Origin of the sequence: Sinomonas cellulolyticus, from assembly GCF_014656475.1 — a bacterium.
Taxonomy (GTDB): Bacteria; Actinomycetota; Actinomycetes; order Actinomycetales; family Micrococcaceae; genus Sinomonas; species Sinomonas cellulolyticus.
This window is the reverse complement of the sequence record NZ_BNCM01000006.1, coordinates 21,675-38,729: the sequence shown is the minus strand read 5'-3', so window position 1 is coordinate 38,729 and position 17,055 is coordinate 21,675. Positions and strand designations below refer to the sequence as shown.

Here is a 17,055-nt window from a genome sequence, read left to right as displayed (position 1 = left end):
GACGCTAGCGGCAGCCCCACCCCGGGGCAGCGCCCGCGGCGTCGTGAGGAGGAAGAACTGTGACTATGACGCAGCTCCGCGATCTCGCGGAATGGGCGGCGACGCTCACCATCGACGATATCCCGGACGAAGTCCTCACGCAGGCCGCGTGGTGTGTCCTCGACCTGCTGGGCGTCACCGTCGCGGCGTCGCGCGACGACGCCGTCACCCGTCTCATCGCGGCGGAGCGGACGATGGACGACTCCCGCCAGGCGCGCGTGCTGGTGCGCGGCGATCGCTTCTCCGTCCCCGCGGCGGCACGGATCAATGCGTTCACCTCGAGCCTCACCGAACTTGCCGACAACGTGTCCGTGCACGCGAACGAGGCCAATATCCCACTGGCCCTTGCCTACGGCGAGCACCACGGGGTGAACGGTGCCGATGTGCTCGTCGCCGTCGTCGTCGGCGCCGAGACGGCCCGCCGTCTGCACGACGTGTACTACGACGCGAAGAGGCCGGCCAGCGAGTTCCCGGTGGGGATGACGTCGCCACTCAACACGTTCGGCAGCGCGTTCACGGCCGCGCGTCTCATGGGCGCGGACCCGCAGACGATGCTCGACACCGCAAACGTGTCCTTCAACCTCATCGCCTCCGCTCTGGACGTGACGGTGATGCGCGGCAGCGAGCTCAAGCCCATGCTGTTCAGCGGTTGGCCCAGCGCGTGCGGCTACACCGCGGCGACGTACGCGGCGCACGGTCTCACCGCGGCGCCCGATTCGTTCTTCAGCCCACAGGGCGGATGGCTCCCGGGCGCGGCGGAGGTGTGGAATGCGGATGAGTTCACCCGCGACCTCGGCACGCGGTGGGAGCTGCAGCGGCCCGATCGCAAGCGCCACGCGGCCTGTGGGTTCTCCCACTCCGCGCTCGACAGCGTGCTGGATCTGACGCGGGACGTGACGGACATGGACCGCATCGAGCGGATTGACGTGGGACTGTTCCCGTTCGGCGCGCAGACCGTCGGCGGGCCGGCAGACGGGATCACGACGAGCACGGCAGCGAAGTTCAACCTGCGCTACCTCATCGCGAGCGCCCTGCGCTGCGGCAGCGTCGTCGCGATCGGGGACACCGCCGAAGGCACGATCCCTGGCCGCCTCGCGGACCCGGAGTTCGTCAAGGTCATGGACAAGGTCACTGTGACAGCGAACGAGGAGTACGGTTTCGCGCGGCGGTTCACGTCCGACGTCCGTGTCCGACTGGCCGGCGGAGAAGAGCGAACCGCGGTGCTCGACCACGCCCGCGGCCGCGGCGACAACCAGCTGACCAAGACCGAGCTGGACGAGAAGTACACGACGCTTGCCGCGCCCGTGCTCGGCGACGAGCGAGCCGAGCAGGTGCGTCGCGTGGTAGACGAACTCGTGGGGGTTGACGATGTGACGACGCTCGTCGACCTGCTCGTCGACTGACCCGACAACGACGAAGGCCGTGCCCTGGTTCAGGGCACGGCCTTCGTCGGTCCGGCTCAGAGGCCGAGCAGCTTCATGATGTCCGCGGACTCCCCCAGCGCTGCCTTCTGGTCGGCGGGGCTGAGCACCGAGAACCCGGCGGGGTACTTCGCGGCGTCCATCGCCCCATACGATCCGATCGACACGTCGTTGACCGTGGCGCCACCCTCGGACGAAAGGCTGTAGAGCATGAAGAGGCGCGCGGCGTTCGGGTGCTGCGCCGCGCCGGCGACCGCGACGCCGACGACCGGGTAGACAGCGGTTGGGGCCGCGGCGAACTCGACCGCCGCGCCCTTGGCCTTCATCGCGTGGGCGAAGAACTCCGCGCTGTTGAGGCCGAGAGCGCACTCCCCGGAGGCGACCGCCTCGTTCATGGGGATGACGCTGGGGTACCACCGCGCGATCTTCGAGCCGAGCTTGGACAGCACGCCGTCCCCTCCGGCGTTCCGCAGCGATGCCATGAAGACCATCAGGGACTCGGACGTGTCCGGGGACACGGCGCAGGTCTTGCCCGCGAGCGGGGAGGCGACGAGGTCCTGCCAGGAGGTCGGGATGTCGGCCGGCGACACCATGCCGGTGTTGTAGATGAACCCCGTCGAGAGCACTTGGAACATAGGGATGCCGGCGTACTGGTTGAGCTCGGCGGTTGGGGGGAGGCCGCTCAGCATCGCGGGGACGCCGCTGTCCGTGAAGGGGACGAGTGCACCCTCGTCGGTCGCCTTGAGGAGGAAGTCGAGCGTGGTGGAGAGCAGGACGTCACCCGACGGACTTCCCGCCGCCGTCTCCGACTCGAACCGGGTCGGCAGGGTCGTCCCGCCGAGACGCAGGGATTCGACCGAAATGCCGTACTTCTCCTGGAATCCTGCGGCGAGCTTCTTCTGGTCGCCTTCCGACAGCGAGGAGTACACCCGGACGGAGCCCTCCTTCTGCGCTGCGGCAACGAGGTCTTCGGGCGTGGCGGCGGCCGTATGAGCGGCCGTGGGGGCGGCAGGTGACGCCGAACAGCCGGTGACGGCCAATGCGACCGCGAGCAACATGATGGATGCCGAGCGTGCGTACTTCATGAGACCTCTTCGTCTGGGTGAAGGCAGGGTCGACGTCTACCCTGCATGGACAGGATTTCGGACGCACTCGGATGCCCGCGGACGGACAGGCCGTTGCGGGACGAGCGCGGCGGACGGCGGCGTTGGGAGCAGAGTGCCGCAGACGCCCTCTAGGGCGCGCCGACCTCGGTGGGCAGAGCCAGCGGAGCGTGGAACGGCCAGTGCTCGAGCGGAAGGTCCGCGCGGTCCACGCTCAGGTCGAGGTCGCCCGTGCCGGTGATGAGCTCGGTGAGCGCCACCTCCACGATCGCCTTGGCGATCTTGTGCCCCGGGCAGGAGTGGATCCCCACGCCGAAGGCCAGGTGGGGATTCGGCGAGCGACCGATGCGGAAGGTGTGCGGGTCGTCGAAGTACTTCGGGTCGCGGTTGGCCGCGGGGAAGACAAGGGCGACCGGAGCGCCGGCCTCTATCGTGCGGCCGCCGATCTCGATCTCCTCGCTCGCCGTCCGCGCGAAGCCCAGCTGAGGCTGGTCCATGCGCAGAAACTCGTCGACCGACGCGGCGATCAGATCAGGCTCCTCCCGCAGGCGACGCTGGAGGCCCCGGTCGGTGAGGAGCCGGAGGAACATGTTGGCGAGCGCGTGCGAGGTCGCGAGCCACACGATGACGAACGGCTGGCGCAGCGCACCGATGAGCTTCGCCTCGTCGGGCGCGCGTCCGTCCGCCTCCAGTGCCACCAGGGCGGTCGCCAGATCGGTCGCCGGGTCACGGGGCGCGAGCCGGCGATCGTCGAGGAGTCGCTGCGCGACATCCTCCATCCAGCGGTTGTAGGCGAACATCTTGTCGCGGTCCTCGTCACGGCCGACGACGGCGGCGCTCTGGCCCGACGTCGTGTACTCGTGGACGACGTCGTCGAACTCGTCCCCCGTCACGTCCTCGATGTGGAAGACGGAGACGATGGCCTCCCCCATCAGGGGCTGGGCGTAGCCACGGCAGAGGTCGCCCGAGCCGTTCGCGACCAGTTCCGCGACGAGGGTGCGGGCGCGGGCCCGGACGACATCGACGACCTCCGCGCGGAGTGCTTCCGAGTTGAGCACCTCCTGGATGGGCGTGCGATAGACCGTGTGCTCCGGTTGGTCGACGTGCATGAGGGGGCGGGTGTTGCTCGTCAGGTTGCCCGGGACGACGTGCCGCGGGAAGTTGCGGAACTGGCCGTGGTTCCGGCCCGCGGCGACCACGTCGTCGCGATTCAGCAGCGCCCAGAATCCACCCCAGTTGGTCGAGTGGGCGACCGGGCGGGTTGCGCGGAGATCGTCGAGCGCTTCGACGGGACGCGAGATGAATTCCGGCGTCATCGGATCGAAGTCGGATTCATCCACGGTGGTCAGTCGGCTCGTGTAGTCATGTGCTGTCAACGTGCAGTCTTCCTTCCCGGCCGCCCCGCCGTCACCGGGTGTCGGCGAGGCGGTTCTCGGCTATCACATCATTGTGAAATTTAACTAGCGCATTTATGCGTTGCTTTCCGGAATATAGCACCGCGAGTTGCCAATGGGAAAGGTTTGATTTCGGATAATGCCGCAGCGGGGCACAACGTCACTGACGGCCCACCTGTCCGCTGGCGAGTGCCGTAAATGAATCCCGCGCTCTGTCACGGTTTTCGGGACCACGCGGGAGATCATGGCGGCGCACCTCTCCGCCCTGGTGCGCGCGCAACCGGACTCGACGAGTGACGCCGACGGCGTGCGCAGCGAGCACTGGCGCAAACACAAGAGACTCGCTACGGTACGTGTAAGAAGCGAACAAGTTCCCTTGAAGTCGCCGACTCATCGCCCAATGAGGCGTGGCGGTCCGGCTTGCATCAGCATGCCCGCCGGCGCTCCGGTCGATCGGCGTGCGGTGGATCCCGCCGTGCTCGTCGCCCTGCTCGTCGGCGGGTTCGATCGGCCGGAAGGATCCCGATGGGCAACGAAGTGCGGACGAATGAGGCGGCAGGTGCGGTGAGTCGGCGGATCGCGGAGTTCGTTGTCGGGTTGGGGGATCAGCCGCCGCCCGCCGCGGTCCTGGCCCGCATGCGGCTGCACGTTCTGGACACGTTCGGGTGTCAGCTCGCCTTCGCCACTCTCCCGTGGTCCCGGGACATCTGGGCGTATGTGCGCGCGCGGGACACGGCGGGCCCCTCGACGGTGGCGTTCTACGGCGCGAAGGTCGCGCCGGAGCTGGCCGCCTTCGCGAACGCGGCGTTCACGCACGGCTTCGAGATGGACGACACGGACATGGCGTCCACGAGCCACCCCGGCACCGTCGTCGTCTCGTCGGCACTGGCGCTCGGACAGCAGCTCTCGGCATCAGGTCGGGAGTTCCTGACGGCGGTCGCCGCGGGGTACGAGATCATGATCCGCGTGGCGCTTGGCGGCGTGGGCATGACCGACCGTGGCTACCACTCGACCTCGGTCACCGGACCGTTCGGTGCGGCCGCGGCCGCGGCGGTGTTGGAGGGGCTCGACGTCGACGTCACGACGCATGCCCTCGCGATCTGCGCGAGTCGCGCCGGCGGCGTCTCTGAATTCGCTGTCTCCGGGGGCACGGAGAAGCGCCTCCACGGAGCGTACGGCGCGCAGATGGGTCTCGAATCCGTAGGACTCGCGCGTGCCGGAGTGACGGCGCCCGTCCGGGCGATCGAGGGCGAGCGCGGACTCCTTCGAGCAGTGACCGACACCCCGGCGCCGGATCTCATCACCGCCGGTCTCGGCCAGGACTTCCTGGGCGCGAGCACGGGGATCAAGCTCCACTGCTGCTGCGGTGGACAGCACTCCGTGCTCGACGCCGTCTCGGACCTCGTCTCGGCGAACGACATCCGGCCCGAGCAGATCGCCCGGATCGCGGTCCGCCAGAATCCGCGGGAGTTCGACGCGGTCGGCCTCATCCGACGGCCGCAGGACGTCATCTCGTCGCAGTTCAGCGTGGCGTTCGGCATCGGGCTCCGGCTCGTGGCGGGGGCGAACGGCTTCCGCGACTACATCGAGGCGCGCCTCGATGACCCGCGCATCCTGGAGGTCGCCGACAAGGTGGTCTGCGAGCGCCTGGCCCCGGAGGCGCGCCTCGACGGTGACGGCCCGTGCGAGGTGGACATCGCCCTCGTGAACGGGGACGTGCACGCCGCGTACGTCAGCCATCCGCGCGGCTCGTCGCGCTTCCCCGTGGACGAGGACCACGTCGTCCAGAAGTTCCGCGCCCTGGCCGGCGACGTCCTGGGCGAGGCGCGCGCCGACCGCATCATCGAGATGGTGGCGAACCTCGACGCACTGCCGGACGTCGGTCTTCTCGCCGAGCAGCTCGTGCCGCGGGACGACTATCGCCCCGCGGATCACTCGCGGCTTTTCTCGGGCACGCGATGACTCTCGCCGTCGCTTGAGCCGACAGACGACGAAGGCCGTGCCCCCGTTCGGGGCACGGCCTTCGTGGTTACTGTTCAGCCCTGCGGTTCGAGGGCGAGTGCGCTGCGGGCGGCGTTGGCGCCGGAGATCATGAACTCCGTCACGTCGCCCATCGAGTTGTAGTACGGACCCCACATCGAGCCGCACTCACCGATCGCGTAGAGCCGCCCGATGGGCTGCTCGTTCGTGTCCAGCACGCGCTGCTCGGCGTCGTGCTTCGGGCCGCCGTGCGTGTTGATGAACGTCGGGACCATCGGACCGACCGCGTAGAAGGGACCGGAGTCCAGCGGCGTGAGGAAGTCCTTCCGGCCGAACTCCTCATCGAGGCCCGCCGCGCATGCCGCGTTGTAGTCGCGGATCGTCTGCGCCAAGGTCTCGGGGTCAATGTGACCGCCGCGGTAGGCGCCGGGGTCCGCCGCGAAGGTGCACTTCTCGGCGAGTTCCTCGATGGTGTCGGCTTTGATGATCCAGCCGTTCTCGAGCTCGGCGATGTTGTCGGCGCTCCACAGCGGCGTACGCGAGTTGAGCGTCGTCATCGCGGGACCGGCACGAAAGACCTTCTCGTCGAAGATCTGGAACGCCGGGATGTGTGTGAACTCCGCCGTGTCCGGGTCGATCTGGAACCACTCCTCACGGTTCGCGTAGCCGTGCCGGAGCGTGCCGATCTCGACCGTCTCGTTGTGGAACCTCTTGCCGTTCTTGTCCACCCAGATCAGGCTTCCGGCCTCCGTGAAGACGGGGGAGGAATAGCCGAAGCGGGCGGCGCGCATGAACTCGTAGGTCACGTAGACGCGACCGGCCTCGACCTCGACGCCCCAGTAGAGAGGGCCCGAGACAGAGCTCATGTGCCACAGCTTCGCGCCGGCGCGCTGCGCCATGGCAATCCCGTCGCCTGTGAGCAGGGGCGAACCGAGGAACTTCACGGGAGCGTGGCTAAGGTACTGCCGCCGCATCTCGTCGTTGAACTCGAAGCCTCCCGTAGCGAGCACCGTCGCCTTGCGGCCGCGCACGGCGATGCGACGGCCGTCCGCCGTCCGGGCGATCGCGCCGAGGATCTCCCCGGTGTCGGGATCCTGGACGAGCCGCTCGGCCGGCGTCTCCAGCCGCACCCGAGCGCCGCGGTTCTCCGCGAGCCGGGAGATCGCGGTCCACAGGGCGTCGCCGCCCGGGGCCGTGATCACGCTGTGGCCGAGGATGCCGCCGGCGCCAGGGGCGCCCGGCCACTCCGGGTAGAACCCGTCGGCGCGGTACGGCTTCGGGTCCTCCTTCATCGGGAAGCCGAGGTGCGACTGGAACTCAGGGATGCCGGCGAGGCCGTCGATGAAGGCCTGCAGCACCTCCGCCTCCGTCTGTCCGCCGCACAGCCAGTCGAGGTACTCCAGTGCGCGCTCGTCGTCGTCCGAGTGCAGGATGAGCGAGCCAGCGATGCAGGCGGAGTTGCCGCCGCCGATCGCGCCCTTCTCCAGCACGAGCACGTCCGCTCCGGTCTCCGCCGCGACAGCCGCGCAGGACGCGCCCGCACCGCCGTAGCCGAGGATCAGGAGGTCGGCCTCGTCGTCCCAGCGCCCGGGGACTCCGTGCAGCGGGGGCTCCCGCCGGGCGGCCCGATCATCCGTCATCGCCCGCTCCTCGGCAGACGCGTGTAGAGGCGTCGTGCGGTCCCCTCCAGGATCAGCGCGCGGTCTGCCTCGTCGAGCCAGTCGTAGCTCTGGATCGATCGCGTGAGGTCGTCGTACTGGTTGCCCGTCAGCGGGTCGATGGGCGAGCCGCTACCCGGCACCTCGGTGCCGAGCATGACGCGGTCGGCGCCAACGGTCTGCACGAGCAGCGCGAGGGCTTTGCGGTCGTGCACGAGCGAGTCGAAGTACAGGCGGCGCAGGCTGTCGTCGAACGACTCGATTTCGGGGGGTGCCTCGCCGTCCTTGTTGTCGTACGCCTCGACCTGCGTGTACTCCAGATACCGGGCGGCGCGCCAGCGGCCGACCTGGTATGGGACCGACCCGCCGCCGTGCGAGACGATGAGCGACAGGTTCGGGAAGTGCTCGAACACCCGCGAGTTCGCGAGCGAGATGGCCGTGCGGCTCGCCTCGGTGATCATGTGCTCGCTGTAGTTCTCGCGGTCCGACCGGCAGCCGGCCGCGTGGATGAGCGCGGGCACGCCCAGCTCCTCGAGCTTGGCGAACAGCGGGTACCACCACTCGTGGCCGACACGCGGGATGCCGAGCTCCTGGCCTTCCGCCGGGTCCGGGTTGATCAGTACGCCGATGAAGCCGAGCTCGAGGACGGCGCGCTCCAGCTCGTCGAGCCATGCCTCCGGCTCGGTGCCCACGGCCTGTGGCAGCGCCGCGACGCCGCGAAACCGCTCCGGGAACGCCTCCACCTGGGCGGCGACTGCGTCGTTGGTGGCGCGGGTCCACCAGTCCACGATCTTGGCTGGGCTCTCTGCGTGCATGAGCTGGAACGGACGCGGCGAGATGAACTGGACGTCGGTGCCGACGCGGTCAAGCAGCCCGACGTGGCGCTCGGCGGCGCGCAGCACGGCCTCCGTCTTGAGCTTGATGCCTGCTCGCCCGTGCGCTCCACGGCCGGCGGTGAGGATCGATCGGTACGCGTACAGCTCGGCGGGCGAGCTGACGTGGCCGTGGATGTCGATGATCACAGGGATGTCTCCATAGGTGGGTGTCAGAGGTCGAGGACGAGGCGTGGCGACTTCGCGCGGGATACGCAAATGAACATCGTCTCGTTGGCGTCCTGCTCGGCCTGGGTGAGGATCTGGTCGCGGTGCTCGGCCTGTCCGGCGAGGATGCGGACCTCGCAGGTGCCGCAGAAGCCCTCCTCGCACGAAGCGGGGACCCCGGGGACGATCGAGCGGACGCACTCGAGGATGCTCTCGTCGGGACCGACGGACACGGTGGTGCCCGTCGTGGACAGCTCGACCTCGAACGTGGTGTTCTCCGCCGAGGCGACCGACTCGTCGACGGGCGCGGCGCCGAAGCGCTCGACATGCAGGCCGGGAAGGCCCAGCTCCTCGCAGAGCTTCTCAACGGCGGTGATGAGTCCGCCCGGACCACAGCAGTAGATCGCGGTCTCCCCGTCCGCGGCGGACAGGATGCCCCGTAGATCGAGGATGCCATCGCTGTCCTCGGCCACGAAGTTCACCGTGCCTCCACGGCCCGACTGGGCGAGGCGCTCGAGGACGCCGGTGAAGGCCATCGACCGACGGGACCGGCCGCCGTAGTGGAACGACCACTCCGGGTTGGCGTCGCTGCGCGCGACCCGCGACAGCATCGGCACGAGCGGCGTGACACCGATGCCGCCGGCGATGAAGATGTACCGCGGGGCGTCGACCAGCTCGAACCGGTTGCGCGGGCCGTTGACGGTCAAGGTGCGGCCGACGAGTCCGGTGTCGTGGATCTCCTTGGAACCGCCGCGTCCGCGGTCTTCGCGCAGCACGCCCACGCGGTAGTGCTGCGGGTCATCCGGATTGCTCCACAGTGAGTACTGGCGGACCAGTCCCGATGGGAGCGTGATCTCCAGGTGGGCGCCAGCCTTCCACTTGGGCAGGTCGGCGCCGGTGGGGTCGACGAAGCAGACCGACACGACGCCGTCGGCTTCGTAACGGGTCTCGCGGACGAGCAGGGAAAGGGGTGTGGTGTTGTCCACTGTCATCTCCTGGTCTGGAGCTGGTGGTAACCGGCGCGGGCGCGCGCGTCGCGCAGCGAGGAGCCTGCGAGGATGTCGGCGCGAATCTCGTCCTCCACGTCGCGGATCATTTCGGAGGTCTCTATGACCTCCTCCGCGCGGTCGGCCGGGATCACGACAACTCCGTTGATGTCGCCGAGCAGCAGATCGCCCGGGTTGACGCCGATGCCGCCGATCGTGACAGGCACCTCGAGCGCGTCGAGGCGGACGCGGTCCTTGCCCGTGCGCATCCAATGCGCGCGGGTGAACAGCGGGTAGTCCATTTCCAGTGCGCGATCGAGGTCACGGCAGACGCCGTCGATGACCGTGCCGCCGAGGCCGCGCTGGGACGCGATCGTCGTCATCAGATCGCCCCAGACGGTGGCATCCAGACGGCCGAGGTTGTCGATTACGGCGACCGTGCCGGTCGGGATGTCGTCGATGAAGTCGCCGACGCTGCGACCGCGCTCGTCCGCGTAGACGTACCTGACGGTGAAGGCGGGGCCGACGAGACGGAAGTTGTTGTCGAGGGGCATGATGCCCGCGCACTGGCCGTCGATGCCGAGGCGGTCGAGGGCGTCGCTGACGCAAGGTGTCTCCAGCGCACCAAGGCGCTCGACGAGGGTGGTGGTCACGAGTGGGCCACCCTTCCGGCGAGCTCCTCGTAGGACGCCCCCATGACGGCTGTGATGACCTCGCCCTGGTCGAGAGCGGCCGACATGGCCGACTCGCGCGCGGCGAACTGGCGGGCCCGCTCGATGACCTCGGCGGCGCGATCGAAGGGGATAAAGACGATGCCGCTGCCGTCGGCGCGGACAAGGTCGCCCGTGGCCACCCGGACGCCGGCGAACGTGATCGTCTCGCTCCAGCTGTCTTCGACGAGGCGACCGCGGGCGGTGACTGGCGTCGCGCTGCGGCCGAGGATCGAGTAGCCGAGCGCACGGCTTTCGTCGACGTCGCGTACGGGACCGTCGACGAGCGTGCCGGCAATGCCGCGCAGCGAGGCTGCCTTCGTGAGCAGACCGCCCCAGCCGGCGCATGGAAGGCCAGGGTGCGCGACGACGATGACCTCCTCTGGTCCGGACGTCGCGACCGCCGCGGTCGCGAGATGCCGTGTGCTCGGGGCCGCTGGGCCCTGCTCTGCACTGACGAGGTCGACCGTGACGGCGCGCCCGACGACGGGGGCGTCACCGCTCAGTCGAATGAGGTCGGACACCGCGCCCGGCAGGCCCAGAGCGTCCAGCGCATCCGACACGACACAGGTATCTAGCTCACGCAGTTGTGCAGTCCATTCATGTGATTCATCAACCATCACACCGCTCCTTTGACGTGTGAAAACAAGGGCAAACCTCGCCGCATTTCGCTGTGAGCAGCGATACACAGAGATGAATTTATGCGCTACTGTAGCCGAGTCTTCAGAGAGTTTGCAAGGAGGCGGGGCCGGGAGTCCGCGCCGGAAGGATCAGTGGCCATGAGCATCGACAATTCCGCAGGGCACGCAGGACGAACGGCGCGGGCGGGCGCCCTTGGGGCGGCGACGCTGCATGAGGCGGCCGGACGGATCGGATCGCTGCCCTCGGGCATCCAGGCGATGTCCCTGACCCTCCCGGTAGCGGGCCGGGCGTTCCCCGTTGCCGTGCCGCCAGGCGACAACCTGTGGCTGCACCACGCCATCGTCGCGGCTGCCCCCGGCGACGTCCTCGTGGTGTCCACGGGCGGCGCGCGCGAATTCGGCTACTTCGGCGAGGTCATGGCCGTCGCCGCGGTGGCGCGCGGCCTCGGCGGCCTCGTCATCGACGGCGGCGTGCGGGACGCGCAGCAGATGATCACCCTCGGCTTCCCGGTGTTCGCGGACCGTCGCTGCATCCGAGGCACGATCAAGGATCCGCGCAAGGCTGGCTCCCTCGGGGTCCCGATCACGATCGGCGACGTGCAGATCGAGCCCGGCGACCTTGTGGTCGGGGACGCGGACGGTGTCGTTGTCATCCCGGACGCGCAGGCGGACGACGTCGTCGCGCTCGGGGAAAAGCGCGAGGCAACGGAAGCAGAGTACTTCGCGCGGCTGCGGGCCGGTGAGACGACGCTCGGGATCTACCACCTCCCGACCCCCGCTCAGGTACTCGCGACGCAGGCTGCGACGTTGACGAAAATTGATTGAGAAGTGGTGAAGTTATGCGCTACTATCGGTCGCATGAGACAGCGCTGCTCACAACTCGTGCTTCCGCGCATGAGGCCGATGGGAATGGGCGGATGCTGGGAATCTTTCAAGAGAGTTGGTGCGTGGCATGAAGTATGACGTCGGGGGTGTACTCCTGGATCGGCCGTTTCGGATCCGCCGTCTAGGTCACTTCGGAGTGAACTGTTACAACATTGAAGAAGCGTATAACTTCTATACTCGACTACTCGGCTTCAAGCTCTCCGACGAGCTTCCGTTCGCGAAGATCCTGCCGCCCGAGAAGAAGCACATTGCCGAGGGTCCGGGAGGAACGGGCTACTTCCTCCGCTACGGCAGCGACCACCACTCGCTCGTCATCTTCCCGAAGCGCGTGCGCGACCAGATGGGCGGCAGCGCTGCCACTCCTGCTGGCATCACGACCAACCAGATCACCTGGCAGGTCGGCAGCCTCCAGGAGGTCGTCGACGGTCACACCTGGTTCAAGGAGAACAAGCAGGAGATCATCCGAGCCGGCCGTGACATGCCGGGGTCGAACTGGCACGTCTACCTGTTCGACAGCGACTGGCACGTCAACGAGCTCTACTACGGCATCGAGCAGGTCGGCTGGAGCGGTCAGTCAAAGCCGGGACCGATGCGCGAGCGCGGCTTCCACGTCGTCCCCGAGCTGCCGCAGAAGTCGGAGCAGCAGGAGGTCGACGACGCGATCGCCGCGGGCATCGACATCAGCGCCGGCCACCGCTCGATCGACGCGTACGACGAGACGTTCGTCGTCGACGGCGTCTACCTGCAGCGTCCGTTCCGAGTCACCGGGATCGGGCCTGTCCGCCTGTTCACGCCGGACGTCGCCGCGATGGTCGCGTATTACCGCGACGTCATGGGCATGACGGTCACCGAGGAGATCGACTACCGGGGCCACCGCGCCGTGTTCCTCCGCGTCAACGCCGAGCACCACAGCATGGCGGTGTACGACATCGGCCTTCGCGAGGTGCTCGGGCTGCGCGAGGACACCACCCTGATGAGCTTCGGCATGAAGGTCGCCAGCTACCGTCAGCTCCGCGACGCCGTCGACTGGCTCAAGGCCAAGGGCATCGAATTCGTCGAGCTGCCCGGCGAGCTGTTCCCCGGGATCGCCTACGCGGCGCACATCAAGGACCCGGACGGTCACCTCATCCAGCTGTACTTCGGCATGGAGCAGGTCGGATGGGCCGGTGAGCGCAGCGCCGGACGTGCCGCCGCGATCACGAGCGACCCGGCAACCTGGCCCGAGACGATCGAGGACAGCGGCACACTTTTCGACGGCGAGGTCTTCATGGGGCCGTGGTCATGACCGGCAACGTGGAGAATGCCGTAGCCTGGCGACTGCTCAACTACTCCATTGACGGCGGGGCCCCCAGGCCCGGACTCCTCGTCGGCGACCGCGTCATCGACATCGGACACGGAACCGAGATTGACGCGGCATCCCCCATGGACGTAATCGACGACTGGGATGCCATGCGGGCGCGGCTCGATGCCATGGCGGATGCCGTCCCGGGGGATGCGCTGGCCCTCGACGCCGTGAGGCTGCACGCGCCGGTCCCGCGGCCGGGAGCGATCTTCTGCGCCACGTCGAACTATGCCGACCACGTCGCCGAGATGAGTGCAAAGAGGATCGTCCCCAAGGAGTCGACCTTCGGTCCGTACATGTTCCTCAAAGCCCCTCAGTCGGTGGCCGACCCCGACACCGACGTGTTCCCGCCCGTGTTGTCCGACGCGCTCGACTGGGAGATCGAGCTGGGCGTGGTGATCGGCAAGGCCGGTTCCGCCATCGCCCCGGACGACGTGGAGAGCCACATCGCCGGGTACGTCGTGCTCAACGAGCTGTCGGCGCGCGACCTGGCCCGCATGGATGTGTTCAAGCCCTTCGGAGCGGACACTCTCACATCCAAGAGCTTCGACACCGGGCTCCCGATGGGTCCGTGGCTGACTCCGGCGGATGCCGTCGCTGACCCGATGGACCTCCGACTGAAGCTCTGGGTCGGTGACGAGCTGATGCAGGACTCGTCGACGAAGTGGATGTACTACGACATCGCCGAGCAGATTTCCTACCTCTCGCGTTCGATGACGCTCCGCCCCGGCGACCTCATCGCCACCGGCACCCCGTCCGGTGTCGGCAACCCCAAGGGGCGCTTCCTCCAGGACGGCGAAGTCATCGTCGCGGAGATCGAGGGGCTCGGGCGTATCCGCAACACCGTCCGCCACCGCCACGATGAATCGCTTGATGGTGTCGCCTCCGCCCACGGAGGCGCGCAGCAGAAGGGAATGAAGCCATGATGACCAAAGACGACACCGAGTTCCTCGCGCAGACCGGCCCGGGAACCCCGATGGGCAACCTGTTCCGGCGCTACTGGCAGCCTGCCCTGCTGTCGAAGGAGATCCCGGCTCCCGACTCAGCACCCGTGCGCGTGAAGCTCCTCGGCGAAAACCTCGTCGCGGTGCGCGCAACCGACGGCACCCCTGCCCTCATCCAGGAGCGATGCCCCCACCGCGGTGCGAGCCTCTTCTTCGGCCGCAACGAGGAGCAGGGCATCCGCTGCATCTACCACGGCTGGAAGTTCGACCTCACAGGCCAGTGCGTCGACATGCCGAACGAGCCGGCGTCCAGCGACTTCCACACGAAGGTCAAGACGGTCGTCTACCCGACCGAGGAGATGGGCGGCATCATCTGGGCATACCTCGGCGATCCGGAGCAGATGCCCGAGCTGCCGAAGTTCGAGTGGGCGCAGGTCCCGGAGAGCCACCGCCACATCACCAAGGTGACGCTGGAGACCAACTACCTCCAGTCCGTCGAGGGCGACATCGACTCGAGCCACACCGCGTTCCTGCACGGCCAGGTCGGCAAGACCGACCTCGAGGTGTCGAGCAAGTTCTTCGACTCGAACAAGGCGCTGCGCTACCTGTGGGCGCGTGACAAGGCGCCGAAGTTCTTCGTCATCGAGGCGCCGCACGGGCTCACCATCGGTGCTCGTCGAGACGGCGGCCGAGACCACTACTACTGGCGTATCACGCAGTGGATCGTCCCGTCCGTCTCGATGATCCCAGGGGAGGTCGGCGGCACGCAGCGGTGCAACTTCCGTGTCCCCATGGGCGACACGGACCACCAGTTCTACCGCATCGACTACATCCCGCAACGTCCGCTGACTGAGGGTGAGAAGTACGACTTCGAGACCGGGACCATCCATCCGGAGCTCATCAAGGGGACGTCGAAGCCCGTGCGGAACATGGAGAACGACTTCCTCATCGACCGTCAGCTGCAGCGCTCGGGCACGTACTCCGGCATCCGCGGAATCGTGGAGCAGGACTACGCGGTCGCCGCAAGCATGGGGGCGATCTCCGACCGCAGCACCGAGCAGCTCGGCACGAGCGACATGGGAATCATTCGCGCACGCCGTGTGATGATGCGTCTCGCGAAGCACCTCGAGGACGGCGGCGAGGTCGACGCGCACATGGACGGCGACATCTTCTACATGCGATCTCCCGCGCTGCTCGTGGAGAAGGACGTCCCGTTCGACGTCGGCGCGCGCCGCGCGATGGACGCGGAAGAGGAGTGGTCGCGCGAGGTCGAGTGGGCGTCGGTCATGCCTGTGCTCGAAGACGAGGATGTTCCCGGTGTCAAGGCCTGAGGCAGTCTCCAACGAGATCACGCTGCGGCAGCTCATCACCACGCCGTACATCACATACGTCGAGGCGCTGCCGGACTCGGAGGGAATCTGGGTCCGCAGGGCCAGCTGCCCCGAGCTGGACGGCTGTTCCGTGACCGCCCCGAAGGCGTGGGACGCGATCGTCGAGCTCGAGCGCTACCTGACGGAGTACCTGGTCGACCGGGTCGCCGCCGGTAAGCCGGTGCCGCGCCCGCGTCACCGCGACGTTGTGCACGACCTCAGCGCGGAGGAGCTGCTGGAGCGCGCCAAGCGCACCGAGTGGATCCCCAGGCTGGACGAGCCGATCGCTGCCGTCGACGGAGCGGGGCTGGGTTGCTGATGGGCGAGACCGACCGCATCACCTTCTCCGACATCCCCGGGACCTACGTGTTCGACGGGCGGCGCTCCCGGCAGGGGCTCGCACTGAACCTGATGTCGGCGGCCCTCAACGACGAAGCGGAGCGTGCGGCGTTCCGCGCCGACGAGGAGGCTTTCATGGAGCGCTTCCGGCTCACCGAAGCACAGCGCGATGCCGTGCGGCGTCGCGACTGGGCTCGCATGGTCGAGCTCGGCGGCAACATCTATTTCGTCGTGAAGATCGCCGTCGGGGACGGGAAGCACGTGCCCGAGGTGGTCGCCGCCATGACCGGCCAGACCGTGGAGGAGTACACAACCATGATGAAGGACGGCGGGAGGAATCCCCGTGGCTGACATCGTCGCCGGGATCGGCATCTCTCATGTCCCGGCCCTCGCGCCATTCCTCGCCGCGCAGAAGCCGCGGACGCCGGCGGAGCGGGGACCGGGCGTCCAGGCGTTCTTCGACGCGGGCGACTGGATGCGCGAGCAGCAGGCCGACGTCGCCGTCCTGATCTACAACGATCACGGCGCGGAGATGTCCCTGGGCCTCGTGCCGGCCTTCGTCGTCGGAGCGGCCGAGGAGTATCCGCCGGCCGACGAGGGCAACGGCGTGGACGCATCGCTGCCGCCGTTCCCCGGCGACGCGGACCTGTCGTGGCACATCATCGACTCGGTCGTACCTGAGGGCTTCGACCTCGCCGTCGCGCAGCAGATGGCGGTCGACCACGGGTTCCGGATTCCAATGGGCGTGCTGTTCGGTGCCGAGGCCTCTGCCGTAAAGGTCGTCCCCATCGCGGTCAACGTGGTGCAGCAGCCAACCCCGTCCGCCCGCCGCTGCTTCCAGCTCGGCCAGGCCATCGGACGCGCGCTGCGCAGCTACCCGGAGGACGTGCGGATTGCCGTCATCGGCACGGGCGGCATGTCGCACCAGCTCCAGGGCGCGCGCGCAGGTCACATCAACGAGGAATTCGACCGGAGCTTCCTTGACAGGATCGTGACCGCCCCCGAGGAGCTCGCCGACCTGTCCAACGCCGACTACATCAGCCTCGCCGGCTCCGAAGGGGCGGAGCTCGTGATGTGGCTTGTCATGCGCGGGATCATGAACACCGACGTCGACGCGGTGCTCAGCGGTTACCACGTGCCGGTCTCCAGCACGGGAGCGGGAGTGGTGGCGATGACGAACCGGTGAACGGCATCCCATGCTCG

At 68.1% G+C, this 17,055-nt stretch carries 16 protein-coding genes; 9 read left to right on the top strand and 7 right to left on the bottom strand.

The genetic code is table 11. The features are described from left to right. Nucleotides 1-65 precede the first annotated feature (65 nt). Nucleotides 66-1,442 (top strand): MmgE/PrpD family protein, encoded by a 1,377-nt coding sequence (locus tag IE231_RS09065; RefSeq protein WP_189693640.1) that lies wholly within the window; start codon nt 66-68, stop codon nt 1,440-1,442. 56 nt (nt 1,443-1,498) lie between these two features. Here the strand turns inward: IE231_RS09065 and IE231_RS09060 are convergent, their stop codons facing one another. Then, nucleotides 1,499-2,545 carry an ABC transporter substrate-binding protein gene (locus IE231_RS09060; protein ID WP_189693639.1) on the bottom strand — a complete coding sequence of 349 codons (1,047 nt, stop codon included), beginning with the start codon at nt 2,543-2,545 and terminating at the stop codon, nt 1,499-1,501. Between the two features lie 149 nt (nt 2,546-2,694). Beyond that, nucleotides 2,695-3,939, bottom strand: coding sequence for a cytochrome P450 (locus tag IE231_RS09055; protein WP_189693638.1), 1,245 nt, complete (start codon nt 3,937-3,939; stop codon nt 2,695-2,697). A gap of 543 nt (nt 3,940-4,482) precedes the next feature. Between IE231_RS09055 and IE231_RS09050 the strand changes: the two genes are divergently transcribed. Next, entirely contained in the window at nt 4,483-5,919 is a 1,437-nt protein-coding gene (locus tag IE231_RS09050) for an MmgE/PrpD family protein (RefSeq protein ID WP_189693637.1), read from the top strand. A 74-nt stretch (nt 5,920-5,993) separates the two neighbouring features. Here the strand turns inward: IE231_RS09050 and IE231_RS09045 are convergent, their stop codons facing one another. The 5 genes from IE231_RS09045 to IE231_RS09025 are packed head-to-tail and all read right to left on the bottom strand — an operon-like array spanning nt 5,994 to nt 10,894. After that, a complete protein-coding gene (locus tag IE231_RS09045; RefSeq protein ID WP_189693636.1) occupies nt 5,994-7,577 on the bottom strand; it encodes an FAD-dependent oxidoreductase in 1,584 nt (527 codons plus the stop codon). Then, complete coding sequence (locus IE231_RS09040; protein ID WP_189693635.1) at nt 7,574-8,617, bottom strand: amidohydrolase family protein; 1,044 nt, start codon at nt 8,615-8,617, stop codon at nt 7,574-7,576. The genes IE231_RS09045 and IE231_RS09040 overlap by 4 nt, the downstream gene beginning before the upstream one ends. Before the next feature lie 23 nt (nt 8,618-8,640). Next, nucleotides 8,641-9,621 (bottom strand): PDR/VanB family oxidoreductase, encoded by a 981-nt coding sequence (locus IE231_RS09035; protein WP_201896965.1) that lies wholly within the window; start codon nt 9,619-9,621, stop codon nt 8,641-8,643. A gap of 2 nt (nt 9,622-9,623) precedes the next feature. Further along, a complete protein-coding gene (locus tag IE231_RS09030) occupies nt 9,624-10,274 on the bottom strand; it encodes an RraA family protein (RefSeq protein ID WP_189693633.1) in 651 nt (216 codons plus the stop codon). Further along, nucleotides 10,271-10,894, bottom strand: coding sequence for an RraA family protein (locus IE231_RS09025; RefSeq protein ID WP_189693632.1), 624 nt, complete (start codon nt 10,892-10,894; stop codon nt 10,271-10,273). The genes IE231_RS09030 and IE231_RS09025 overlap by 4 nt, the downstream gene beginning before the upstream one ends. A 216-nt stretch (nt 10,895-11,110) precedes the next feature. Here IE231_RS09025 and IE231_RS09020 point away from each other — a divergent pair, with 216 nt between their 5' ends. From IE231_RS09020 to IE231_RS08990, 7 genes are all read left to right on the top strand, one after another. Continuing rightward, nucleotides 11,111-11,797, top strand: coding sequence for an RraA family protein (locus IE231_RS09020; RefSeq protein WP_189693631.1), 687 nt, complete (start codon nt 11,111-11,113; stop codon nt 11,795-11,797). A gap of 127 nt (nt 11,798-11,924) precedes the next feature. Then, nucleotides 11,925-13,142 carry a VOC family protein gene (locus IE231_RS09015; protein ID WP_236663542.1) on the top strand — a complete coding sequence of 406 codons (1,218 nt, stop codon included), beginning with the start codon at nt 11,925-11,927 and terminating at the stop codon, nt 13,140-13,142. Further along, complete coding sequence (locus IE231_RS09010; protein WP_189693629.1) at nt 13,139-14,125, top strand: fumarylacetoacetate hydrolase family protein; 987 nt, start codon at nt 13,139-13,141, stop codon at nt 14,123-14,125. The genes IE231_RS09015 and IE231_RS09010 overlap by 4 nt, the downstream gene beginning before the upstream one ends. Then, nucleotides 14,122-15,474: a Rieske 2Fe-2S domain-containing protein gene (locus IE231_RS09005; protein ID WP_189693628.1), complete on the top strand. Its 1,353-nt coding sequence runs from the start codon at nt 14,122-14,124 to the stop codon at nt 15,472-15,474. The genes IE231_RS09010 and IE231_RS09005 overlap by 4 nt, the downstream gene beginning before the upstream one ends. Then, nucleotides 15,461-15,832, top strand: a complete 372-nt coding sequence (locus tag IE231_RS09000) for a hypothetical protein (protein WP_189693627.1) — start codon at nt 15,461-15,463, stop codon at nt 15,830-15,832. Before IE231_RS09005 ends, IE231_RS09000 begins: the two co-directional genes overlap by 14 nt. Continuing rightward, nucleotides 15,832-16,203 carry a protocatechuate 4,5-dioxygenase subunit alpha gene (gene ligA / locus IE231_RS08995; RefSeq protein ID WP_189693626.1) on the top strand — a complete coding sequence of 124 codons (372 nt, stop codon included), beginning with the start codon at nt 15,832-15,834 and terminating at the stop codon, nt 16,201-16,203. Before IE231_RS09000 ends, ligA begins: the two co-directional genes overlap by 1 nt. Then, the gene (locus tag IE231_RS08990) at nt 16,196-17,038 is read left to right on the top strand and encodes a class III extradiol dioxygenase family protein (RefSeq protein ID WP_189693625.1); all 843 of its coding nucleotides are present in this window, start codon (nt 16,196-16,198) and stop codon (nt 17,036-17,038) included. Before ligA ends, IE231_RS08990 begins: the two co-directional genes overlap by 8 nt. Nucleotides 17,039-17,055: the final 17 nt, after the last annotated feature.

Excerpts from the sequence above, each read along its gene's own strand:
- IE231_RS09045 (WP_189693636.1), bottom strand. The coding sequence starts at position 7,577 with ATGACGGATGATCGGGCCGCCCGGCGGGAGCCCCCGCTGCACGGAGTC.
- IE231_RS09050 (WP_189693637.1), top strand. The coding sequence starts at position 4,483 with ATGGGCAACGAAGTGCGGACGAATGAGGCGGCAGGTGCGGTGAGTCGG.
- IE231_RS09005 (WP_189693628.1), top strand. The coding sequence starts at position 14,122 with ATGATGACCAAAGACGACACCGAGTTCCTCGCGCAGACCGGCCCGGGA.
- IE231_RS09015 (WP_236663542.1), top strand. The coding sequence starts at position 11,925 with ATGAAGTATGACGTCGGGGGTGTACTCCTGGATCGGCCGTTTCGGATC.
- IE231_RS09060 (WP_189693639.1), bottom strand. The coding sequence starts at position 2,545 with ATGAAGTACGCACGCTCGGCATCCATCATGTTGCTCGCGGTCGCATTG.
- IE231_RS09065 (WP_189693640.1), top strand. The coding sequence starts at position 66 with ATGACGCAGCTCCGCGATCTCGCGGAATGGGCGGCGACGCTCACCATC.
- ligA (WP_189693626.1), top strand. The coding sequence starts at position 15,832 with ATGGGCGAGACCGACCGCATCACCTTCTCCGACATCCCCGGGACCTAC.
- IE231_RS09010 (WP_189693629.1), top strand. The coding sequence starts at position 13,139 with ATGACCGGCAACGTGGAGAATGCCGTAGCCTGGCGACTGCTCAACTAC.
- IE231_RS09020 (WP_189693631.1), top strand. The coding sequence starts at position 11,111 with ATGAGCATCGACAATTCCGCAGGGCACGCAGGACGAACGGCGCGGGCG.